Here is a 23221-nt window from a genome sequence, read left to right on the forward strand (position 1 = left end):
CATCGCGGTAGCCACGATCAATCAGCTTCTCAGGTTTCCAGATTTTCAGTACCACCTCCCCCCATCATGGGGTATCACCCCCCATTGCCAGCCACTTTCCATACATATCTGGCTCCGAATTCCACAGGGGCTCTTAAAGCGGCCACCCCGCTGAATTCCATTCACTTCAATACCATCACCGGCTCCACGGAGGACTGCCCCATGCCGAAAATTACACTATCCCAACCCCAGATCGCGAAGCTGGAATGCCCTCCAGGCATGAAGCGGGTCGAATACTGCGACACCACCGTTCCAGGACTCTTTCTGGAGGTACGCCACACTGGTGGCAAGACCTACTACCTGCGCTACACCTGCCCTGAACGCGGCACTGCCAAGTATGTGAAGCTCGGCATCCACATCGACCTGCCATTGGCATCAGCAAGGAAGAAAGCTGCTGTACTTCGGGGTGCCATCCTGGAGGGCAATCTTCCAGGCAAGCAGGTCCAAACCGGCGCGAGCATGCTGTTCCGTGAGTTCTTCGTTGACAAGTACCTGCCCTTCGCCAAGCCCCGCAAGCGATCATGGCGGGACGACGAGAAGCTCTACAACAGGCGGCTCAAAGCCTTATTCGGGGATACCCGCTTGGACATGATCACCCGGCATTCACTCCAGCAGATGCACAGCGACCTACGCTCAGAGCTGTCTGCCAGTAGCTGCGACCACCACCTAGGCTTGATGTCCCGGTGCCTGAAACTGGCTACCGAATGGAAGCTGATCCAGGAAAATCCTGCTCAGGGCCTGAAAAAGTACGCTGAGGACAACCGCCGTGATCGCCTGATGACGGATAGCGAACTGCAACGGCTCATGCACGTTCTGGATACTGACTCTGCCCGTACGCCATGCTTGGTCATCAAGTGGTGTCTCATGACCGCCTGCCGCAAGGGCGAGGCTCTGCACTTACGCTGGCCTGACATCAACCGAGATAACAACACCTGGACGATTCAAGCTGTCAATGCCAAGAGCAAGAAGCGGCGCATGGTGCCCCTGAATTCTGGCGCACTGGAAATACTGGACGAACTGTCAGAAGGCAAAGACTCGGAATGGGTGTTCTTGAACTCGAAGAACGGGGAGCGTCTAAAGTCAGTGGACAAGGTGTTCCAACGCTTGAGGAAGGCAGCTGGACTCGACCAGACGGGCATAGTCGTCCATTCACTGCGCCACCACGCTGCATCGTCCATGATCGCCTCAGGAACCGATCTGGCCACTGTGCGGGACATACTGGGCCATGCCGATATCTCCACTACAGAGAAGTACCTTCATGCTTCTGGTCAGTCTCTACGACAGGGCACCGACAACATTGCTGACTACCTTGAGAACGCAATGCACAACGGAGATCGTCAGAAAGATGGACCGACTTAATGTATTTGAAGTAACCCCCCTCAACCAATATGCTACGTTATTAGCATGGAACTGCAAAAAGGGATTTTAATCATGCCTACTTCCACCATCTCATCACTTATCTCTGTCGCACTGATTACCAGTTGCCTCATAGGTTGCGCGGAAACAAGAGTTATTGACTCGACTGCAACCGAGCACGAACGAATCACTATCGCTAGCGTCCAATCGATCAAACCAGGGGATACCAACACGTCCGTGATTGAGCGACTGGGAACACCAGAGATAATCACTTCGAATGAAGACGGAGGAGAAACATGGGTCTACGACAAAATTACTGTACTACAGGAGACCGAAAGTGGCGCGACGGGTGTTTTCAGTAGAGGGTCGACCAGCGTCCGTACTTCCAACGCGATGATCGTTACCGTTTACTTCGACAATGCCAACAAGGTTACTGATGTAAAGTACCGCAACATGCGCTACTAACCCGACCCCTTTCAGTTTCGGAGCTTGAACATGAACAAAATAATCGTAATTTTGCTGCTTCTCCTACCATCGCTGGCAAGCGCGGAGCTCACACCGCTAGAGATGCGTGTCATGCAGACAAGAATTTTTGAAAAAGCGAATCCTGAAGTAATCGAATCTCTCCGTACACTTTGCGAAGACCTTGGCGCACTAGGAACAAAAGTCGCAGCCGATGGCGTGCGGGCGAGGTGCATCTGGACTGCCGAAGTTAAGCCTGGATTCTTCAAAGCCAAAATACCCGAGGGGCAGTTGGCAAAAATTGATTACGTAGCATCAGACATTGAAAATGACTCGACAACAGTCCGGCTTCGAGTCTATTTTTGGGAAATGAAGGGACACTCGCCTACAATGATCCAATCGGTTGATACTGCCTCATACTCACAGTACTTCAAGACGATCGCCGATTATCTATTTATCGAATCAATCGACTGGACACCGCCCACGCAGGAATAGCCGACAAACCATCAGTGAGTCAACGCATCACAGTAATTACGAGACGGGACATAATTGACGCAATTTTCGAATCCGAAACGCTCTACTATGGCCGCCTCGAAGAGACCGAATTCCTATCCCGCGTTTGGGAACTCGATTCTATTCCATCGACGGATAATCGGTTTCCGAATGCAACTGGCGATATTTGGCAACACACTGTTAACAACAACGACTGGGATATGGACTGGGTGTTCCATGACCCACGGTTCGAATTAATGACGGGAGACGACGAGACGTTTCTTCGATTCCTTTGCGAGACCGTTCACCCTGTGGTTCGAAGCGACACAACTGAGTGTGCGGCACTATCCCAATTGTACAATCAATACCTGAGAGCTGACGGATACCAACTGTCCGAGCGCACAAGAATATCGGGCAAACCCGTATACTCAGGTAGGTTTATTGGCAACCATACGACACCCGGCATCGATTCTGTGAGGGAAACTTTCTCAGGCGCAGATATCGGCTATATAACTCAACAAATCACCCGAATGGAATCTGCCGTTAACCAAGACCCAGAACTAGCGATTGGAACAGCCAAAGAACTGGTCGAAACCTGCTGCAAGAGCTATTCCACGAAAGAGGGCAATCCTGGGCTAGAACCGACGACTTACCCAAACTTGTAAAGACGACCGTGAGGACCTTGGAACTTACCCCTGCAGAAATTCCAGATGCGGCTAAAGCAGCTGACACTATCAAGCGTTTGCTGAGCAACATGGTTTCCATCACGCAAGGTCTATCGGAACTACGTAATTATTACGGTACCGGCCACGGCAAGGCGCACACGGACAAGGGATTGCAGACTCGACACGCCAAACTAGCGGTTGGAGCTGCATCAACGCTGGCCGTATTCCTTACTGACACTCATCGCATCAGGTGACCGAGTAACACGCCGGTATAGGATCGGGCTGCGCAGTTCGTGCATCGATCTGCCTGCTAGCTACTCGGATTGAAAACAATTATTCAAGCCTCGGAATAGCTTCAGCAAGGAACGTCTGTAAGCTCAGGGCAACAAAAACAACATATTTTTCATGGAGATACTTGAGGAAGGTCTGCGACTACGACTTGTTACAAATCAGCTGCTCTACCTACTGAGCTACGCCAGCCAAATCCAGACCGGTGAGTAGGACTGTATAGAAAGAGGAAACTTGCGATACGCACCTGACTCAACGGCGGGCAATTCTAGGGGAAGCATTGGGGGGATGCAATAGGTTTGGCCATCATCAGAGCACAAAAAAGGATCACGCCCGTGGCCTGGAGATATTGGTGGCTGGTTTCACGTCCGCGCCATCGAAAGCACGGTGATCTGACACCCTCTCAGGCCACGCTCTCCAGGCACAAAAAAGGATGTTAAGACACCGCCAGAGCAGCGACACCGTGGGCAGGCAGAACACCCAGTGTTAACCGGGTCCGCAGGCGTATATACCAGTCACGCGAATCACGCCCGCTGCGCTCATACATGAGCACTAGAACTTGCCCTAACGCGAGCATCGATATAGATACCAACGGCGACCCCACCAAGGCTGCAACGACGGCAAATAGAACAGCGGCGTTACTCAGCACAAGCCTGAGACGCTTGGAATCCGGACCAACCTGAACCGCATACCCCCAAAGCGTACCGCCAAGAAACGCCAAAATCGCCACTGCATAGATAATGAATAGCTCGATTGCCCACTCAGCGCCTGGCAGCCCTGTCAACGCCCATCCGGCGCTGCCATAGAACGGTGTCAGCCCCGCATAACCAAGCGAGGCCATCAGCGATCGTGTGGACATTTAGATGAACAGATCCTGGTTGTCGGCCCCCAGCAGCACGCCCCCCAGATTCCGGGCAAATCCCGTCGGGTTATTAGCCACATGGGCACGGGCGGTATGGATATCGAGGAAACGCTGCTGGATCTCACTGCCTGCGAACACCGAGCTGCCGCCGGCTGACGAGAATAGGCTATCCACTACATCCATGGACTTCTCGATCACCAGCGACGCCTGATACCGATATCGAGCCCGATCCTCAATGGCGATGGGGTCGCCCGCGCGGAGACTGGCCATCATGGCATCGAAGTTGCGATACAGAACGCACTCCATTTCATCCAGCGAATTCTCGGCGGCGGCCATGCGCTCCGCCACCGAAGTATCGCCCGCCAGCTTGGTGACATCGCCACTGGCTTTGCTGCGCACGAGTTCGCGATAGAGTCGCAAGGCATCCCTGGCGGCCCCGATCGCCGGTGTCGAAACCACACGGATAAACGTCTGCGCCCAGGGCAGGCGGTAAAGGCTCGGGCTGCCCTCGTCCACACCGGGGTTGTTACCGGTAAAACCGTCCATTTGCTTGTGGGTGCGGTACTCCGGCACAAAAACATTGTCGACTTCAATATCGTTGGATCCGGTGCCCTGCAGGCCCATGGAATTCCACGTATCGTGGATGGTGTAGTCCGACCGGGGCAACAAGAACGTCCGGTACCCCTCTCCGGGCACAATGGCACCCAACAGTACCCAGGTACAGTGATCGCAACCGGAACTCCAGCCCCAGCGCCCGCTCAATAGGAACCCACCTTCCACCACTTCCACCTTGCCCAGGGGGGCGTAGGAAGAAGACACCCGGGTGTTGATGTCATCCCCCCAGACCTCTTGCTGAGCCCGCGGGTCCATTAACGCCAGCTGGAACGCATGCACGGCAATAATGCCGCTGGCCCAGGCGGTCGACATACAGGCGGACGCAATCGCTGCCTGCAACTTAAAAAAGTGCTGGGGATCCAGTTGATACCCGCTGTAAGCCTCGGGCTGCAGTGCCAGGAAAAAACCCGCCTGCTGGAGCTCGGCAATAGTTTCATCCGGCACCCGCCGCAGAGCCCTGGCCTGATCGGCACGCGCGCGGATATTAGGTAGCAGCGCCTCTACACGCTCGGTCAGCTCGCGCGCCAGGGCATCTTGTCTTTCCAGTTCTTGTGCAGCAGTCATGTCCATTCCTCCGTTTTATGGTTATTACGGAGATACAGAAGCCACGGATTTAGCCCAAACGAGGTAAATATGAGCCGCTGGGGCAGATCACTGCGCTCCGCCGCATCAGAAATCCGAACACGATACGACTATGGCCACTTTGCCAAGCCAAACAGGCCCAGACGGATAAAACCCACCCAGACCATCAATAAGGCAAGGATGACTAAGTCCCAGCCTGAAAATAAGGGAACCTCAGTCACCTCACCCGGTGGAGAGGTATCGGGAGGCCCGGGTCCCATCTCTTGCGCCTGAGCAATACCCCCATTACCTGTGTTATCAATGTTGTTGCTGGTATCGGGGTCAAATGTCAGGGAGGAGCCGGCACCTGCGGCGTTATCAAAGGCCCCCGCTGCGTCAATTCTGGCGCTAAGCGTGATAATTTCGGACACGCCACCGGCCAATGAGGCCAGTGTGCAGGGCAGTGCGGCGCAATTGGCGCTGGAAACGGTCAGAATCGTCAGGTTGGTCGGTACATCATCTACGAGCACATCCACTGACGCATCAGGCCCCGCATTACTAACGGCGACCGTGTACTGGATGACATCACCCGCGACAAAGGGGCCCGCGCTATCCAGCGTTTTCACCACCGCAACATCCGCCTCAGGTACTGGTGGCAAAGGGGCATCGCCCTCGAAATCCCAGGTCGTCGCGTTCAGGCTCACCATATCAATATAAGCGGTCGTAGCCGCCACAGCACCGCTGGAGGACCCTATGCCCACCGAGAAGAAGTTCACGCGCACATCACCCAGTTCCGCCTGCCATTCGGCAAACGTTCTAGAAGCTGGATAGCCGGCCTGGGTGGTGAACCACTGCAACGTCATGCCGTCATAGGTTTGCCAGGAGCCGTCTCCCGGGTGCAAAGGCTGGGGAAACAATGTCCCGAAGGCCGTGGGTGACCAGTATTCCACCTTTGGCACCGGCACATTACTGCTGTTGGTCGCCGCGTCCCAGTTGATCTTGGTGATATCATGGAGTGTGAGAATTGGGATGCGCGTGGCATTGACGATTTGCCCGTCACTGCCATCGAGTATCAATTCCAGCGAACCATTACCCCGGTGCCGTGGGGATTGTTCGTACTCAGGGAGCCCGTGCCCGTATTACCCGAGCCCGGAAACCATCCTCCGGGACTGCCTGGCTCAATGGTCACCAGTTGAGCAAGTGCCTGCGGCGATAGTAACACCAGCAGAGAAATAGCGATCACCTGTCGTACGTCCATACAAGCATGCCCCAAGGGGTACCAAGTCTTGGGCGATCATACCGATGACTATGTTCCCCAATTTACCGAGAAACGCCTAAAAACGTTGCGATATCGTGCTAATAGCACAAGTTGATATGCTACGACCTCAACGTCATACAGCCGCGGTCCGCAATGCACTGACTCCGACAGCGATAGTGAGATCATGAATCATGCCAGGCAGCGGGAGGGCATTTTGGATACTCAAGGAGTTGACGCGAGAACATTCCACAAGCCAAAGGGCTTAACACCCATCGCAGGCATTGCCTTCCCACTGCAAATTGATTATTTTTTCAAAAAAAGAATACGCATGGGGCAGGGATGATTCCTCTAGCGAGCGCGGAATACCGCTACACTTATTACTTCAATGCCAAAAGCGCGAGCAGTAGCTATCGTAGTTTGTTCGTGGATTTGCATCGTCAGGAGCTGCCCGAACCTCAGCGGGCGACGCTCAATATTCATAATGCCTTCCAGCACTTCAATCCCGTGCTGCGCGGCACCGGCTGCGACCGTTTCAGCTACACGATTGTCCGCCATCCCTACCCGAGACTGGTCAGCGCTTATCTGGATAAATGCGTTGATATCAACACCCCCCAAGCGCAGCGGTTTCAGGTCCAGGATCACGTCCAGTGGATGTACCGGCAGATCTTCGCCGCGCTGGGCCGTGACCCCGACTGGGAGAAGGGTTTCAGTTTTCTGGAATTCCTCCACTACCTCGAACAGGCGTTCGAACAGCGTCGCCCCCTGGACATTCACTTTGACCGCCAGTGGAACAGCAGAACCAAGATCGACACCTACTATCGCATCGAAGACCCCGTCGACAGCCTCCTGGATATCTTTCGGGCGGGCTTTGGCGACGCCTACGAATCGCTGGACCTGGAAGATCGCGTCATCGACACCGCCAGCAACAAGCTGAATCGCAGCTTCAGCGGCGAATACCAGACACAGTACCAGGGGGCCAAACTGGCAGGCTGCGATTTCGCCGAGCTCAACGCCCTGATCGAACAAGGCCAGCGGTTCAGTTACGAAGATTTCATGACCGACGAATCCATGCGCTTGCTCAGCGCTATTTATGCCGAGGAGATGAAGGCCTATCATTACTCGCCTGAACTGGACTGCCCCATCGCTCCTGAATGACCGCTGCCCCTCGCTTTAAACACTGTTACCTGCATATTGGCCTGGATAAAACAGGCACCACCAGCGTCCAGGAGGCCTTCGCTGCCAAGGCGGATGCGCTGGAGCGACAGCGCAATCTGCACTTCCCCTGCACATTCACCGGCCGCAAGAAGTTCAACGGCAACCATTCACCCTACCTGCGCCCACTATTCTGCGAATTTCCCCGGGCAAGGCGGCGGCTTTCCGGCATGGGACTGCACACTGAAGCCGATATCGAACGCTATAATCGAGCCACCCTCGCCGACCTGCAGCAAGGCTTCGCGGCGACCCATGCCGACAGCGTTTTGTTTTCCGCGGAAGTCATCACCCACTTCCAGCCGGAGGACCTAACCGGCCTGGCACAATGGGCAACACAACTGGCTGAACAGGTAACCGTCATCGCCTGCGTACGCCACCCGGAACATGCCTTGTCCAGTGAGATACAGCAACGGCTGCGCATTGGCGCCAAGCTTCAGAACCTGTATCGCAATCCGCCCCATCATCAGTTGCGTGACAAGTTTACGGCCCTGAAAGCAATATTTGGAGCAGGCGCAGTGCGCGCTTACAGCTTTCATCGTGCACTGGAGCACCCCGCCGGCCTGGCGACCGCGCTACTGGCGGAGCTGGGCATCGATTCCGGGTTACTGTTCGATGTGGCAACACACGCCAACAGCAGCATGAGCGCACAGGCTGCGCAGCAGCTTGATAGCTACAATCGGGAAAACCCCGCCTTTATTGAGGGCGTGGCCAACCCCCAGCGCTCCGCACAACGGGTGAGAGCACTGGCCGCCCTGCCCGGCGAACCATTCCGGGCGCCACCAGACGCCATACAGCGGGTAGCGGAACTGTCCAGCGCTGACATAAAGTGGATGGAAGAACACTTCAACATCGACTTACGCTACCGTTAGACTGGATGAACCAAAGCATCGACAACTACCGCCCGGACATCGACGGCCTGCGAGCCTTATCGATTATTGCCGTGCTGATTTACCACGCCTTCCCCACCTTGCTGCCGGGCGGTTTCGTCGGCGTGGACGTGTTCTTCGTAATCTCGGGTTATCTCATTACCCGCATTATCCTCGGGGAAATCGCGGATTCAGGATTCAGCCTGGCCGGATTTTATCGCCGCCGCGTGCAGCGCATCTTCCCACCCCTGATTCCCGTACTGATCTTCTGCCTGGCACTGGGATACTTCGCACTGCTGCCCGCAGAATACGCGCAACTGGGGAAGCACACCGCAGCTGCCTCAACATTTGTACCCAATCTGGTGTTCTGGGCAGAGGCGGGCTATTTCGACGTCGACAGCAAGCTCAAGCCGCTCCTGCATCTGTGGTCGCTAGGTGTCGAAGAGCAGTTTTACCTCGCCTGGCCTCTTATCCTGCTGGCCGGCGCTCGTCTGGGGATGAATACCGGCCTGCTAATCGCCATCTTGCTGGCAACGTCCTTTTCCTTGGGGATCACCGGGGACAGCGACCGCGCCGCCAGCTTCTTCCTGCCACACTACCGCGCCTGGGAATTACTGGTAGGGGCCCTGCTGGCCTGGCAGCAAATGCGCGGTCACGCCAGAGAACTGGGGATCGCCGCAGCGGCGCCGGGTCTGCTGCTACTCCTTGCGGCGGTGAGCCTGATTTCGGCACAACGCACCTTTCCCGGCTGGTGGGCCTGGTTGCCCACCGCAGGCGCCGCCTTGATGATTGCCGCAGGCGCCCACAACGTCTGCAACCGGTGGCTCGGCCATAAGGCGCTGGTATTCGTCGGTAAAATCAGCTTCCCGCTCTACCTCTGGCATTGGCCTTTACTCAGCTTTGCCAGAATTATGGAGGACGGGGAACCCTCAGCCATGCTGCGCAGCGCGGCGGTGCTACTCGCTGTTGCGCTGGCCTGGGCCAGCTATCGCTGGGTGGAAATGCCACTGCGGTATCGCCCCGGGAAGCTCACGCCCTGGACGATTAGTGCAAGCCTGCTGGCAGCGGGCGCTGTAGGCCTGGTCATATTCAAAAACGGCGGCCTGCCCGATCGCACAGCGCCACAGAATGAGATCGCCGCCCAGTTCTACTGGCAGGAACTGGGCCTGCAAGTACGCGATGATTGTTCCACAACATTCGGGACTGCCGGGCGCTGTCTGCGCGACGGCAAACCCTCCACCATCGCAGTGCTCGGCGACAGCCACAGCACCAATACCTTCTTCGCGCTGGCCAATCACTACCGCGATAGCGAGCAAGGCGTGATTCGCCTGGGCAAAGGGGGCTGCCCGCCGCTCTACAACACCGCAATTCGGGACCGGGGCAATCCCGACACTTGCCGCGCCGCCAATAACATCAATATCGACTGGGTAGCGGGCAATGATCAACTCGACACCGTCTACCTGTCTTCGCTTGGCCCCATGTACGTGAATCCGGGGCAGCAACGCTTCTCGCTGGAGATAAAGGAATGGCCTGAACTCACCGAGCACCGCGATGTGTTTGCCCTCGGCCTCAGCGACACCGTCGCGAAACTGAAGGCCGCCGGCAAACAGGTGGTGGTGGTCGTAGACTGGCCCTCGCTGCACTTTGATCCGAAGCGTTGTGTCGATACCCGCCCACTGCGCCTGACTGCATTCCAAGGCGCCGAATGCACGGTTAGCAATGCCCGCCACCAGCAGCGCAACAGGGTTTATCGTGAAGTGATTGCCGAGGTTACAGCCGCACACCCTGACATTCAGGTGTGGGATACCTCCAGCGCGTTTTGCGCCAAGGGGCAGTGCCGGGTTATGCAAGGCGACCAGGTGCTGTACCGCGACCGCTCACATTTGTCTCTGCAAGGTTCCAACTATCTCGGCGATCACCTGCTTTTGGAACCCGCCACCGCGTTTAAAGCCCGGCCAGACCGGCCATGACTTCCAGGCCTTCAAACACCAGATCCGGCGCGTAGGTGCCGCCGCGGCCCAGCAACCCCTGAAGGGCTTCACCGGCGCCGCCAGTGAAGAACAGCGCGGGCTGATCCTCGCTGCATTGGTCCAGGGCCACCGCGACCGCCCCCACCTGGGCCAGAGCAATGCCATGGCGCACGGCTTCAGCGGTGGAGCGCCCCGGGGCCAGGTCGTAACCCACATCCTCGTCGAAACGAACCCGGTCGGTGTCCAGCAGCAGGGCCCGCTCCATAAGTGCGGGCCCGGGAATAATGTAACCGCCCTCGTGCACACCGCCAGCGCTCACCAGGTCAATCGTCAGCGCGGAGCCCGCATCGACGACACAGATCCGCGCCCCATTGCGGGCCCTTGCGCCAAGCATGGCCAGCCAACGATCCACACCCATTCGGGTAGGCTCAGCGTAACTGTTCACCAGGTCAGCGCTGCGCGCCTCGGTGCGGGCAAACCAGGGCGTTATCCCCCACTGCTCGTGCACCAGGGACGCAAGATGCGCTTCACCCGTCGGTCCGGCCACACTGGAGATCCACACTGCATCGAGCCCAGCGGCGCACGCCAGCAGAGCCTTTTTGGCGCCGGCGTCGTCCTTCCGATAGCTGCCGCGCGCCGTCACCTGACCATCAATCACCAGCCGCCACTTGGCACTGCTATTACCGACATCAAACTGGAGGCAACGCATCATGCCTGCGGCCTCAGGGAAATTTCGCCGCCAAACACCGGCTTGATGCCGGCGGTGGCCGTTTCGAGCTGCAGGGCCCCACGATCATCAACACCCCGGGCAACGCCTGCCATTTGCTGCTCGCCGCTACTTAAGACCACCTCGGTATCTGTGTAGGCGTCGAGGCCCTGCCAGGCTTCCCGCCAGGGCGCAAAGCCGGTCGCTTCAAAGCCCGCCAGCAGGGGCAGTAATTCACTGAGCAGTACACCCAGTAGCTGGCTGCGGGATACGGGGTCACCTCCATTCACATGGCGGACATCCGTCCAGGCCTGGTCAATGTCCCCTCCCTGCTGGGCAGGCATATCAACATTCAGACCGATGCCAACCACCACCTGACACACACCGGCGGCGTCGCCAGTCATCTCCAGCAGAATGCCACCGAGTTTGGCACCCTCGTGTAGCACGTCATTCGGCCACTTGAGCTGCACCGGCGGCACACCGCAGGCCGCCAAGGCGCGGGCCACTGCCACACCCACCGCCAGGCTCATGCCTTCCAGCGCTGCGGCGCCGCCCTGATACTCCCATACGGCAGATACATAGAGATTGCGTGCATAAGGGCTGACCCAGGCCCGCCCGCGCCGGCCGCGGCCAGCGGTTTGCTGCTCTGCAGTGCAGACATAGCCGGAGCCCGCGCCAGCCGCGACCCGGGACATCGCTTCTGCATTCGTGGAACCAATACCCTGATGAATATCGAGTTCTGTCAGCAGTGCCTGCGCCGCGGCGCTCATACATGCCTGAACGGCGGCACCATCCAGCAAGTCGATGCCACCTTCGATGCGATAGCCACGTCCCTTGACGGACTCCACCTCCAGGCCGAGCTCAGACAGCCTATTGAGCTGTTTCCAGACCGCAGTGCGGCTCACGCCCAGGACATCGGCGATCTCCTGGCCAGAGACAAAATCGCCACTGGCCAGCAGGGGCAGTAAATCAGTGTTAGGCATGAGCCGGGTCCTTGTGGAAAGCGGCGATAATAGCAGACCCGCCGCAGGGCAACAGGGCTCACATACGCGATCGAGACCGCGCTATATAACGTTTACGTTAACGTAAAGCTGTGCTAGATTTCCTGGCCTGTTTCCCAACCGTGGGCATCCCACCGTGGCAGAACGGAAAACTTATACCATTTCAGAGCTGGCCAAGGAGTTCGGGGTCACCCCCAGGACGATTCGTTTCTACGAAGAAAAAGGCCTGGTGACGCCTGCCCGTCAGGGGCAGAAGCGCCTCTATACCCCCGCTGACCGGGTGCGTATCAAGCTCATTCTGCGTGGCAAACGCATTGGCATGACCCTCGATGAATCCGTCGAGGTCATCGACATGTATGACCCCGAGCACAACAACAGCGAACAGCTACACTCTCTTATCGCCACGGTGAAGGAAAAGCGCGCCCGCTTCGAACAACAAATCCGCGACATCAACGACATCATGGCCAGCCTGGACGAAGTTCAGGGCCTGTGTGAACAAGCCCTGAAGAAAACCCCAGCCACGCCCACAAAACACAACTAACCCAGGACAGTTTCATGAATACCAGCTACCCCACCCTCAACTTCGGCCTTGGCGAAGAAATCGACATGCTGCGCGATGCGGTCTACCAGATGAGCCAGAAGGAAATCGCCCCCCGGGCAGAGGCCATCGACAAGGACAACGACTTCCCCATGGATCTATGGCGCAAATTTGGCGACATGGGCCTGCTAGGTGTGACCGTTGAAGAGGAGTACGGTGGCAGCAACATGGGTTACCTCGCGCACTCCATCATCATGGAAGAGATCAGCCGCGCCTCCGCTTCGGTCGGCCTGTCCTACGGCGCCATGTCCAACCTGTGCCTCAACCAGCTGAGCAAACACGGCACCGAGGCCCAGAAGCAGAAATACCTGCCCAAGCTGTGCAGCGGTGAGCACATTGGTGCGCTGGCCATGTCAGAACCGGATGCGGGCTCCGATGTGGTCAGCATGCGCCTGAATGCGCGCAAGGAGGGCGACAAGTACATCCTAAACGGCGCCAAGATGTGGATTACCAACGGTCCCGACGCCCACACCTACATTATTTATGCCAAGACAGACCCCGAAGCCGGCTCCAAAGGCATTACTGCTTTCATCGTGGAACGCGATTTTCCCGGTTTCTCCCGCTCGCCGAAGCTCGACAAGCTCGGCATGCGCGGCTCCAACACCTGCGAACTGGTGTTCGAGAACTGCGAAGTGCCGGCCGAAAACGTGCTGCGCAATGAGGGCGACGGCGTGAAGATTCTGATGTCCGGCCTGGACTACGAGCGCACCGTTCTTTCCGGCGGGCCGGTTGGCATTATGCAGGCCTGTATCGACGCCACCCTGCCCTACCTGCACGACCGCAAGCAGTTCGGCCAGAGCATTGGCGAATTCCAGCTCATGCAGGGCAAGCTGGCTGACATGTACGCCGACATGAATGCCTGTCGCGCCTACCTGTACGCCGTGGCCGCCGCCTGTGACCGCGGTGAAGAGACTCGCCAGGACTGCGCAGCGGTCATCCTGTACACCGCCGAGAAAGCCACCCAGATGGCGCTGCAGACCATCCAGGCACTGGGTGGCATCGGCTACACCAACGACGCACCCGCCGGGCGCCTGCTGCGCGATGCCAAGCTGTATGAAATTGGCGCGGGCACCTCGGAGATCCGCCGCATGCTGATCGGCCGCGAACTGTTTAACGCCACCAAATAAATCACGGAGCACTCTTATGAACGTGCTGCAATCACGCATTAATACCCGCGACGCGGCCTTCGCCACCAATCGCGACGCCATGCAGGCCCAGGTCGACGACCTGCGCCAGCTGGTCGACAAGGTTCGCCAGGGCGGCGGCGCCAAGGCCCAGGAGCGCCACGTCTCCCGCGGCAAATTGCTGCCCCGCGAGCGCCTCAATGCGCTGCTCGACCCCGGCTCACCGTTCCTGGAGCTGTCACAGCTGGCCGCCCACGACGTGTACGAACACGACGTACCCGCTGCGGGCATCATCACCGGCATCGGCCGCGTGGCAGGCCAGGAGTGCATGATCTTCGTTAACGATGCCACGGTAAAAGGCGGCACCTACTACCCGCTTACCGTCAAAAAGCAGGGCCGCGCCCAGACCATTGCCGCGGAGAACAACCTGCCCTGCATTTACCTGGTGGATTCCGGCGGCGCGTTCCTGCCCCTGCAGGACGAAGTATTCCCAGACAAAGATCACTTCGGCCATGCGTTCTACAACCAGGCGCGTATGTCGGCCCAGGGCATCCCTCAGATCGCTGCGGTCATGGGGTCGTGTACCGCTGGCGGCGCCTACCTGCCGGCTATGGCGGATGAATCCATCATCGTGAAGGAACAGGGCACGATTTTCCTGGGTGGCCCGCCGCTGGTTAAAGCTGCCACCGGTGAAATTGTGTCCGCGGAAGAACTGGGCGGTGCCGATGTTCACTGCCGCACCTCCGGTGTGACCGACCACTACGCCAACAACGATCACCACGCCCTGGAGCTGGTGCGCCGCAGCGTTGGCCGCCTGAATCGTGTCAAGCAGATCGACATTGATGTGCGCGACAGTATTGAGCCCGCCTTCCCGGTAGAAGACATCTACGGCGTTATCCCCGCCGATGCCAAGCAGCCCTACGACGTGCGCGAAGTGATTGCGCGGGTGGTCGACGGCTCCGAGTTCGACGAATTCAAAGCCCTCTACGGCGAGACTCTGGTGTGTGGCTTTGCCCGCATTCACGGCTACCCGGTGGGCATTATCGCCAACAACGGCATTCTGTTCGCCGAGTCTTCGGTAAAAGGCGCCCACTTCGTGGAACTGTGTGCCCAGCGCAAAATCCCGCTGGTGTTCCTGCAGAACATCACCGGCTTTATGGTGGGTAAACAGTATGAGCACGGTGGTATCGCCCGCCACGGCGCCAAAATGGTCCATGCCGTGGCCTGCGCCGAGGTGCCCAAGTTCACCGTAATCATCGGCGGCTCCTTCGGCGCCGGCAACTACGCCATGTGCGGCCGCGCCTATGAGCCTCGCTTTATGTTCATGTGGCCCAATGCCCGCATCTCCGTCATGGGCGGCGAGCAGGCCGCCGGCGTACTGGCCACTGTCAAACAGGAACAACTGGCCCGCGAAGGCAAGGCCATGACCGAAGCAGAGGAAGCGGCCTTCAAACAGCCCACCCTCGAGCTTTACGAAAAACAGGGGCACCCCTACTACGCTTCAGCGCGCCTCTGGGACGACGGCGTCATCGACCCCGCGGACACCCGCATGGTCCTCGGCCTGTCCCTCTCCGCCGCCCTGAACGCCCCGGTAAAAGACTCCCAGTTTGGCGTCTTCCGCATGTAAACCATGGGGTCAGGTCTCAAATTTCTCAGACAACCCTGGGGTCAGGTCTTGAATGTCTGAGACATTTAGGACCTGACCCCAAGGGTTGTCTGAAGAGAACGCGATGCAGTGATGGATAAGATGGACACAGTAAGCACAACAATTGACGAGCGAGGCGTGGCTACTGTCACGCTCAATCGGCCCGACAAGCACAATGCATTCGACGATGTGGTGATTGCCGAACTACGGGCGGCCTTTGATGCACTGGCAGCCAATGACACCGTGCGCGTGGTCGTGCTCGCCTCTGAGGGCAAGAGCTTCAGCGCCGGCGCAGACCTGGGCTGGATGAAGCGCATGGCAGCGTATGACTACAGCGACAACCTGGCGGATGCGCGCCTGCTCGCAGATATGCTCAAGGCACTCTACGACATGCCTCAACCCACTATTGCCCGGGTGCAGGGCGCGGCCTTTGGCGGCGCTGTAGGGCTGGTGAGTTGTTGCGATATGGCAGTGGCCAGCGAACGGGCGAGCTTTTCGCTTTCCGAGGCAAAGATCGGTTTGATCCCCGCCACCATCAGCCCCTACGTGATCAAGGCCATCGGCGAACGCGCCGCCCGGCGTTACTTCACCACCGCCGAACGATTTCAAGCAGCCCAGGCGCTGCACCTAGGCTTGATCAGCGAACTGGCGAGTGACAATGAATTGGATAACGTGCTGAATTCGCTGATATCAGCACTGCTGCAAAATGGCCCGCTGGCCGTGCGTGAAGCCAAGAAGCTGGTCCACGATGTGGCGGGCCAACCCATCACCCCTGCCTTCGTTGAAGGCACCTGCGAGGCCATTGCCCGTATTCGCATTTCCGAGGAAGGCCAGGAAGGTCTGGGTGCCTTCCTGAACAAACGACAACCGCGCTGGATAGCCGGAGAGTAAGGTATGTTTAACAAAATCCTCATCGCCAACCGCGGCGAAATCGCCTGCAGAGTGATCAAAACGGCCCGGGAAATGGGCATCGCGACCGTGGCCGTCTACTCCGACGCCGACAGCCAGGCGCTGCATGTGCATATGGCCGACGAAGCCATCCATATCGGCCCCTCGCCCGCCCGTGACTCCTATCTACTCGCCGAGCGCATTCTGGATGCGGCGGTCACCACCAATGCGGACGCCATCCATCCCGGTTACGGATTCCTCTCTGAGAATGCCGGCTTCGCCCAGGCCTGCGCCGAAGCCGGTGTGGTCTTTATCGGCCCCCCCACGGCGGCGATTGAAGCCATGGGGTCCAAATCTGCGGCCAAGCGCATCATGGAGCAGGCCGGCGTGCCGCTCGTGCCCGGCTATCACGGCGACGATCAGGACCCCGCCATTCTCAAGCAATCCGCCGACAACATGGGCTACCCCGTGCTCCTCAAAGCCACCGCCGGTGGCGGTGGCAAGGGTATGCGCCAGGTCTGGTCAGCAGACGAATTCGATGAAGCACTGGCCGCCGCCATGCGCGAAGCCATGGCAGGCTTTGGCGACGACAACATGCTGGTTGAAAAATACCTGACCAAGCCACGCCATGTAGAGCTGCAGGTCTTCTGCGACAACCACGGCAACGGCGTGTACCTCGCCGAGCGGGACTGCTCCGTTCAGCGCCGTCACCAGAAGGTGATCGAGGAGGCCCCCGCCCCTGGCATGACCGAGGCACTGCGCCAGCGCATGGGCGACGCGGCCGTCACCGCCGCACGCGCCATCGACTATCGCGGCGCGGGTACTGTGGAGTTCCTGCTCGATGAAGACGGCAGCTTCTACTTCATGGAAATGAACACCCGCCTGCAGGTGGAACACCCCGTCACTGAGATGATTACTGGCCAGGACCTAGTGCGCTGGCAATTACTGGTAGCCAGCGGCGCGCCGCTGCCACTGACGCAAGAGCAGGTACGCATCAACGGCCACGCGTTCGAGGCACGCGTTTACGCCGAAGACCCAGACAATGATTTCCTGCCCGCCACCGGCACGCTCGGGTACCTGCAACCACCGGCCGAATCACGCCATGTGCGCGTCGACACCGGTGTACGCCAGGGCGATGAGATCAGCGTTTACTACGACCCAATGATTGCCAAACTCATTGTGTGGGACGAGAACCGCGAGCGCGCGCTGCAGCGCCTCGCCTCGGCACTGGCGGAATACCGCATCGGCGGCACCGTCACCAACCTCGAGTTCCTCTACAACCTGAGCACTTCACGCCCGTTCGTAGAGGCTGAGCTCGACACCGGGTTTATCGAGAAGCACAGCGACCTGATCTTCCATGACCGCCATCAGGATCTCGCCCAGGAACTCCCCCTGGCCGCCCTGGCGCTGCTCCTGAACAAGCAACAGAACGCCGCCGCACCCGCAAACAGCGATTCCTCATCGCCCTGGAATGACAGCAGCGGCTGGCGCATGAACGAGCCGCACGTGCATCGCCTGACGGTACATTGCCATCAGGCCGACCACAGCGTCGAAGTTGAGCAACGCGGCGATCTCTACCTTGTCCGTGCAGCCGACAAGGATACCCCCTTGCGCGGTGAACTACAGGGCGAGCAATTACTCATCGACCGCGAGGGCCATCGCCTGCGCGCTACGCTGGCGCAAACACACGATGGCTTCACCCTGTACATGAGCGACGGTGCCTGCCACTTCCACGAGGTTCCCCCCGACACCGGCGAGGCTGATGGCAGCGGCACCGATGGCGGCCTCGATGCCCCCATGAACGGCACCATTGTTGAACTACTGGTTGAGCCAAACGCGCAAGTAAATACAGGCGATGCTCTGCTTGTGATGGAAGCCATGAAAATGGAGCAGACGATTCGCGCGCCCGCCGACGGCACCGTCGACAGCTTTTACTACCAACCAGGAGATCTCGTCGACGGCGGCGCCGAGTTACTCGCCTTCACAGCAGCGGAAGACTAAGTCATGAGCATGCCAGAACGCGTCACTCTCGTTGAAGTGGGTCCCAGAGACGGCCTGCAGAACGAGGCGGGAACTATTCCCCTCGAGACCAAACTGACCCTACTTGATGACCTGGCCGAAGCCGGCCTGCAAGCGCTCGAAGCTGGCAGTTTCGTCAACCCGAAGTGGGTACCGCAAATGGCCGATAGTGAGCAGGTCTTCGCCGGGCTGCAGCGCCGCAGCGGCGTGCGCTACACCGCACTCACCCCCAATCTACAGGGTTTTGAGCGGGCACTGGCAGCCGGCGCAGATGAAGTCGCCGTGTTTGCGGCCGCCTCTGAATCGTTTTCACGCAAGAACATCAACTGCAGTATCAGCGAAAGCCTGCAGCGCTTCGAGGATGTCACGGCCGCTGCCCAGACCCATAAGATTCCCGTGCGCGGCTATGTCTCCTGCGTGCTGGGCTGCCCCTACGAGGGGAAGATTGCCCCCGAGGCGGTTGAGGGTGTTACCGGCACCCTGCTCGACATGGGCTGCTACGAAGTGTCGCTGGGCGACACCATCGGCACCGGCACCGCAGGCAGCATGAGCCGATTACTGGATGTATTGCTCGCCGAATTCCAGGCCGACCAACTTGCGGTGCACTGCCACGACACCTACGGCCAGGCACTAGCGAATATTCTCGCTGCACTGTTGTACGGCATTGCCACTGTGGACGCGTCCGTGGCGGGCCTCGGTGGTTGTCCCTACGCCAAAGGGGCTTCCGGCAATGTCGCCACGGAAGACGTGGTCTACATGCTCGATGGCCTCGGCATTGAAACCGGCGTCGATCTCGAAAAATTGATCGCGGCGGGCAATCGCATCTCCGCCGCCCTCGGCAGAGAGACAGGCTCGCGCGCGGCGAGAGCACTTGTCATATAACCGTGGTACATTGCGCGCATGTTGTCCTCGCGCGCATCCACGATTCGAACCTTTGCCGCCTGGCTGGTGTGTGCCAGCGGCGTAGCCTACCTCGCCTCCCCCTGGTTCCGGCCGCTGGACGCCGCCGCGGTGATGGCGATTGTGCTCGGCGCTACTTACCTCATCGTCGGGCTCGGCCTGTTCGGACAATCGCGCTTCACCCTATTTGTGGCCACCGCATTGTGCGCGGTCAACATACTCATGTCTCTGCAAGCCTTGCCTGAGCCACTGACACCTACCACCCAACTGGCCATCGCGACCGATACCACCGCAATGCTATGCTGCATCGCCGTGTTAATTCTGCGTTGGAAACAAACGCCCGGCTGATGATTCTCGACCCTCTCATTATTCTGATCGCCCTGGGCTGTGGCCTGGTGGCGCGCATTGCCGGCTTGCCTGCGCTGATAGGTTATCTAGCCGCAGGGTTTGTTCTGCACGAAACCAACATCGAAGCCGGCTCGTTGCTGAATCACCTGGCCGACCTGGGTGTCACATTACTGTTGTTCACCATTGGCTTGAAGCTGTCACCGCGCGACCTGTTACAGGCCAAGGTCTGGGGCACCACGCTGATACACATGCAGCTCATGCAGCTGTTTTTCATGGGCGTGCTGTGGCTCTACGACTCGCTGGTCCCCAGCATGAACATGAGTTTTACCGAGATTCTGGTGATTGCCTTTGGCCTCACCTTCTCCAGCACCGTGTTCGTTATCCAGGTCATGCAGGAGAAAGGCGAGATGTCCTCGCGGCATGCCAATCTCGCCATTGGCATTCTGGTCATCCAGGATCTGGCCGCGGTACTGTTTCTGTCAGCTACCAAGGGCATGTGGCCCGAGCCCACTGCGTTGTTACTACCTGCGCTCTGGCTGCTGCGCGCGCCCGTGCTGCGGCTGCTCAGCTACGCCGGCCACGGCGAACTGTTCACCCTGGCCGGCATGGCCCTCGCCCTCGGCGGGGCCGCCCTGTTTGAGTTTGTCGGCATTAAGGGTGACCTCGGCGCGCTGATCATCGGCGCACTGCTGTCCGGCTCGCAAAAAGGCAAGGAACTGAGCCGCAACCTGATGAACCTCAAGGACTTGTTCCTGGTGGGCTTCTTTCTATCCATTGGCCTGGGCGGCTGGCCGCAACAGGAAGCGCTGATCCTCGCGGTACTGCTCGGGGTACTGGCCATCGTCAAAATTCCGTTGTACTTCCCGCTGATGACGAAGCTGCACACCGGCCCGCGCACCGCTCTACTGGCTGCTTGTGCCATGGGCAATTTCAGTGAATTCGGCCTGGTGGTGGTGGCCGTGGCCGCCAAGGCCGGCTGGCTGGATGCCCAGTGGGCCAGTGCCATTTCACTCGCCATTGCGATCAGCTTTGTTATCTCCGCGCCGCTCAACCGCTACGCCCATGAGCTGTACTGGAAGTACCACAGCTTCTGGCGAAAGTTTGAGTCAGACCGATTACGCCGGGAGCGCCCTGACACCAGCGGCGCACGCATCATCGTACTCGGCATGGGTAACATTGGTACCGGTGCCTACGATACGCTCGCAGAAACCCACGGCGCAGAAGTACTCGGGGTTGATCTAAACGAAGCAAAGCTTGCCGAGCATACACGCCGGCATCGGCGTGTCGTGCCCGCCGACGCTTCCGACCCCGACTTCTGGGTGCAGGTCGACCTCACCGAGGTGGACCTGGTGCTGCTCGCACTGACCAATCATCCCGAGAATGTGCTGGTGGCAGATCTTCTGCGCGAGCTGGACTACCAGGGTCGCGTGGCTGCGGTGGTGCGATTCCGCGAGGAAGCCGAAGAGCTCGAGACACACGGCATATCCGTCTTTAACCTTTACGCTCAGGCCGGTGCCGGCTTCGCCGAGCACGCCGCCGCCCAACTGAGCAACAACGCTTAACTATCCATGGCCCTTAAACCGACAATTTACAAAGCCCAGATCGAACTCGCCGACAGCGATCGCCACTGTTATGAAAGCCTGGCAATGACCCTGGCCCAACACCCCTCAGAAACGGTGGAACGCATGGGAGTACGCCTGCTGGCGTTCTGTCTCAACAATGCCCGGGGCCTGCAGTTTACCCGGGGCCTGTCGACCACCGACGAGCCCGACCTGTGGCGCCACAGCGACGGCGGCGAACTGGAGCAGTGGATAGAGGTAGGCCAGCCCGAAGAACCGCGCCTGCGCAAGGCCACAGGCCGCGCGCGCGAAGTTATGGTGTATGCCTTTGGCAAGAGTGCCGCTACCTGGTGGAAACTGAACGGCGAAGCCATCGCCGCACTGCCAAGGCTACAGGTCTGGCAAATTGACTGGGACGATGCCCAGGCCCTGGCGGAGATGGTCACGCGCACCATGCAGCTGAATATCAGCGTGGCCGGTGGCGTGATCTACATCGACAACGGCTCAGCGTCGATCAGCGTGGAACCGACACGGCTGCATTGATCAGGTGACAGGTTGCGCCGCTATCGCTGTGTCGCGCCCCATCCACCACAGCCACACGACATTCACGAGGCCATAAATGCCCACCGCAGTGATCAGGCCGGCCCCGGCCCCGCTCCACACCATGGCCAGCCCCAGTGCGACCAGGCGCAACCACTCCCAGCGCATCACCGCCTGCACCGCCCGCCCTTCAAGCCAGTAGGCGGTGGTCATCGTGGTAGCCAGTAACATAGCCCAGCCAGCAACGCCCTGCCAGTAGCTCAGCTCAGACAGCAGCAGGTACACGAGTAGCGCAATCACCACCACCAGCTGGAAAAAGCCGTAGCGGGAGACAATGGCGGGCACCTCTGGGTCGTACTTGGTAAAGGTAGACAGATCATTCTTGTGACGTGGATAGCGCTCGGCAACTTCCACTGGCTGCCATCCCGTGCGCGCCACCCACACCCGCAGCTTGTCGGACCAGCGCTGTGCGCGCCAGCTGTCCTTAGCCATATCGACATAGATATGGGTGAGTGCATGAATCGGGTTAAAGCTGCGCAACGGCCCGCGAATACCAAATACCACCGGTTCCTCATCCAGTTCTTCCTGGAAGGTGCCAAACAGACGGTCCCACAAAATGAAAATGCCACCGTAATTGCGATCGAGATACACATCGTTCTGGGCGTGATGCACGCGGTGGTTGGACGGCGTGACAAAAATGGCCTCGTACCAGCCCAGTTTGCCCACATGCTTGGTGTGCACCCAGAACTGGTAGATCAGGTTAATCGCGCCGGCGGTGACCACCACCTCAGCGGGAATACCCAGCGCAAACATGGGAATATAGAACAGCCAGCCAAACAAGAAGCCGGTGCTGGTCTGACGCAATGCCGTCGTCAGGTTGTATTCCTCGCTCTGGTGATGGGCCACATGAGCTGCCCACAGAATCGTGCGCTCGTGGCCCAGCCGGTGCAGCCAGTAGTAGCAGAAGTCGTACAGCACAATGGCCAGCATCCACGTCCAAACGCTGTTGGCATCCATCAGCGGCAGGGAGAAGTGCTCGGTCACAAGGTGGTACACATAGCCCCCACACCGAGCGTGACAAAGGCCCGCGCCTGGCTGAGCACGCCCAGCGACAAACTACTGACGCTGTCATTCAGGCGATAAGTATTGCGCCCTTTCTTCACGCCCCAGGCCAGTTCCACCAGCATGGCCAGCACGAAAAAGGGAATAGCTAATTCAATCAGGTCCACAGACCACCTCACAGGTAT

At 58.9% G+C, this 23221-nt stretch carries 25 protein-coding genes; 17 read left to right on the top strand and 8 right to left on the bottom strand.

Going from position 1 to position 23221, the window contains the following annotated elements:
* Positions 1-201: 201 nt before the first annotated feature.
* The 5 genes from BST95_RS19065 to BST95_RS20185 are packed head-to-tail and all read left to right on the top strand — an operon-like array spanning position 202 to position 3268.
* The gene (locus tag BST95_RS19065) at positions 202-1398 is read left to right on the top strand and encodes a site-specific integrase (protein ID WP_169844006.1); all 1197 of its coding nucleotides are present in this window, start codon (positions 202-204) and stop codon (positions 1396-1398) included.
* Between the two features lie 45 nt (positions 1399-1443).
* On the top strand, positions 1444-1860 hold the full coding sequence (bamE, locus tag BST95_RS19070) for an outer membrane protein assembly factor BamE domain-containing protein (RefSeq protein WP_084200964.1): 417 nt from the start codon (positions 1444-1446) through the stop codon (positions 1858-1860).
* A gap of 30 nt (positions 1861-1890) precedes the next feature.
* Complete coding sequence (locus BST95_RS19075) at positions 1891-2352, top strand: hypothetical protein (protein WP_084200965.1); 462 nt, start codon at positions 1891-1893, stop codon at positions 2350-2352.
* Between the two features lie 14 nt (positions 2353-2366).
* Entirely contained in the window at positions 2367-3014 is a 648-nt protein-coding gene (locus BST95_RS21470; RefSeq protein ID WP_205737303.1) for an AbiJ-related protein, read from the top strand.
* A gap of 8 nt (positions 3015-3022) precedes the next feature.
* On the top strand, positions 3023-3268 hold the full coding sequence (locus BST95_RS20185) for an abortive infection family protein (RefSeq protein ID WP_229801892.1): 246 nt from the start codon (positions 3023-3025) through the stop codon (positions 3266-3268).
* 470 nt (positions 3269-3738) lie between these two features.
* Here BST95_RS20185 and BST95_RS19085 read toward each other — a convergent pair whose 3' ends face one another.
* The 4 genes from BST95_RS19085 to BST95_RS19875 all read right to left on the bottom strand — a co-directional run bounded on the left by BST95_RS19085 (position 3739) and on the right by BST95_RS19875 (position 6598).
* On the bottom strand, positions 3739-4161 hold the full coding sequence (locus tag BST95_RS19085) for a DUF3429 domain-containing protein (RefSeq protein ID WP_084200966.1): 423 nt from the start codon (positions 4159-4161) through the stop codon (positions 3739-3741).
* On the bottom strand, positions 4162-5343 hold the full coding sequence (locus tag BST95_RS19090; RefSeq protein ID WP_084200967.1) for an acyl-CoA dehydrogenase family protein: 1182 nt from the start codon (positions 5341-5343) through the stop codon (positions 4162-4164).
* Positions 5344-5471: 128 nt separating this feature from the next.
* Positions 5472-6416 carry a DUF11 domain-containing protein gene (locus BST95_RS19095; protein WP_084200968.1) on the bottom strand — a complete coding sequence of 315 codons (945 nt, stop codon included), beginning with the start codon at positions 6414-6416 and terminating at the stop codon, positions 5472-5474.
* Entirely contained in the window at positions 6413-6598 is a 186-nt protein-coding gene (locus BST95_RS19875; protein ID WP_157114523.1) for a hypothetical protein, read from the bottom strand. The genes BST95_RS19095 and BST95_RS19875 overlap by 4 nt, the downstream gene beginning before the upstream one ends.
* Positions 6599-6937: 339 nt before the next feature.
* Here BST95_RS19875 and BST95_RS19100 point away from each other — a divergent pair, with 339 nt between their 5' ends.
* Genes BST95_RS19100 through BST95_RS19110 form a run of 3 tightly spaced genes read left to right on the top strand, consistent with a single transcriptional unit; the run spans position 6938 to position 10646 of the window.
* Positions 6938-7753 carry a sulfotransferase family 2 domain-containing protein gene (locus tag BST95_RS19100; protein ID WP_084200969.1) on the top strand — a complete coding sequence of 272 codons (816 nt, stop codon included), beginning with the start codon at positions 6938-6940 and terminating at the stop codon, positions 7751-7753.
* Positions 7750-8679: a hypothetical protein gene (locus BST95_RS19105; protein ID WP_084200970.1), complete on the top strand. Its 930-nt coding sequence runs from the start codon at positions 7750-7752 to the stop codon at positions 8677-8679. Before BST95_RS19100 ends, BST95_RS19105 begins: the two co-directional genes overlap by 4 nt.
* Before the next feature lie 5 nt (positions 8680-8684).
* Positions 8685-10646, top strand: a complete 1962-nt coding sequence (locus BST95_RS19110; protein ID WP_084200971.1) for an acyltransferase family protein — start codon at positions 8685-8687, stop codon at positions 10644-10646.
* Here BST95_RS19110 and BST95_RS19115 read toward each other — a convergent pair.
* Both BST95_RS19115 and birA read right to left on the bottom strand, forming a co-directional pair.
* A complete protein-coding gene (locus BST95_RS19115; protein ID WP_084200972.1) occupies positions 10621-11358 on the bottom strand; it encodes a type III pantothenate kinase in 738 nt (245 codons plus the stop codon). The genes BST95_RS19110 and BST95_RS19115 overlap by 26 nt on opposite strands.
* Positions 11355-12335 carry a bifunctional biotin--[acetyl-CoA-carboxylase] ligase/biotin operon repressor BirA gene (birA, locus tag BST95_RS19120; protein ID WP_084200973.1) on the bottom strand — a complete coding sequence of 327 codons (981 nt, stop codon included), beginning with the start codon at positions 12333-12335 and terminating at the stop codon, positions 11355-11357. Before birA ends, BST95_RS19115 begins: the two co-directional genes overlap by 4 nt.
* Before the next feature lie 154 nt (positions 12336-12489).
* Between birA and BST95_RS19125 the strand changes: the two genes are divergently transcribed.
* The 9 genes from BST95_RS19125 (at position 12490) to BST95_RS19165 (ending at position 21977) form a co-directional block, all read left to right on the top strand.
* Positions 12490-12894: a MerR family transcriptional regulator gene (locus BST95_RS19125; RefSeq protein WP_084200974.1), complete on the top strand. Its 405-nt coding sequence runs from the start codon at positions 12490-12492 to the stop codon at positions 12892-12894.
* A 14-nt stretch (positions 12895-12908) separates the two neighbouring features.
* On the top strand, positions 12909-14078 hold the full coding sequence (locus BST95_RS19130) for an isovaleryl-CoA dehydrogenase (protein ID WP_084200975.1): 1170 nt from the start codon (positions 12909-12911) through the stop codon (positions 14076-14078).
* A gap of 16 nt (positions 14079-14094) precedes the next feature.
* A complete protein-coding gene (locus tag BST95_RS19135; protein WP_084200976.1) occupies positions 14095-15702 on the top strand; it encodes a carboxyl transferase domain-containing protein in 1608 nt (535 codons plus the stop codon).
* Between the two features lie 120 nt (positions 15703-15822).
* Positions 15823-16611, top strand: a complete 789-nt coding sequence (locus BST95_RS19140; RefSeq protein ID WP_102106463.1) for an enoyl-CoA hydratase/isomerase family protein — start codon at positions 15823-15825, stop codon at positions 16609-16611.
* A gap of 3 nt (positions 16612-16614) precedes the next feature.
* A complete protein-coding gene (locus BST95_RS19145; protein ID WP_084200978.1) occupies positions 16615-18609 on the top strand; it encodes an acetyl/propionyl/methylcrotonyl-CoA carboxylase subunit alpha in 1995 nt (664 codons plus the stop codon).
* 3 nt (positions 18610-18612) lie between these two features.
* Positions 18613-19509 (top strand): hydroxymethylglutaryl-CoA lyase, encoded by an 897-nt coding sequence (locus tag BST95_RS19150; protein ID WP_084200979.1) that lies wholly within the window; start codon positions 18613-18615, stop codon positions 19507-19509.
* An 18-nt stretch (positions 19510-19527) separates the two neighbouring features.
* Positions 19528-19875, top strand: coding sequence for a hypothetical protein (locus tag BST95_RS19155; protein ID WP_084200980.1), 348 nt, complete (start codon positions 19528-19530; stop codon positions 19873-19875).
* On the top strand, positions 19875-21437 hold the full coding sequence (locus BST95_RS19160) for a cation:proton antiporter family protein (protein WP_229801894.1): 1563 nt from the start codon (positions 19875-19877) through the stop codon (positions 21435-21437). Before BST95_RS19155 ends, BST95_RS19160 begins: the two co-directional genes overlap by 1 nt.
* Before the next feature lie 6 nt (positions 21438-21443).
* On the top strand, positions 21444-21977 hold the full coding sequence (locus BST95_RS19165) for a YaeQ family protein (RefSeq protein ID WP_084200981.1): 534 nt from the start codon (positions 21444-21446) through the stop codon (positions 21975-21977).
* Here the strand turns inward: BST95_RS19165 and BST95_RS19170 are convergent, their stop codons facing one another.
* A complete protein-coding gene (locus tag BST95_RS19170) occupies positions 21978-23030 on the bottom strand; it encodes a sterol desaturase family protein (RefSeq protein ID WP_240500233.1) in 1053 nt (350 codons plus the stop codon).
* Positions 23015-23203 (bottom strand): hypothetical protein, encoded by a 189-nt coding sequence (locus tag BST95_RS20760; RefSeq protein ID WP_240500234.1) that lies wholly within the window; start codon positions 23201-23203, stop codon positions 23015-23017. The genes BST95_RS19170 and BST95_RS20760 overlap by 16 nt, the downstream gene beginning before the upstream one ends.
* Positions 23204-23221: the final 18 nt, after the last annotated feature.

Origin of the sequence: Halioglobus japonicus (genome assembly GCF_001983995.1) — a bacterium.
In the GTDB taxonomy this organism is placed as follows: Bacteria; Pseudomonadota; Gammaproteobacteria; order Pseudomonadales; family Halieaceae; genus Halioglobus; species Halioglobus japonicus.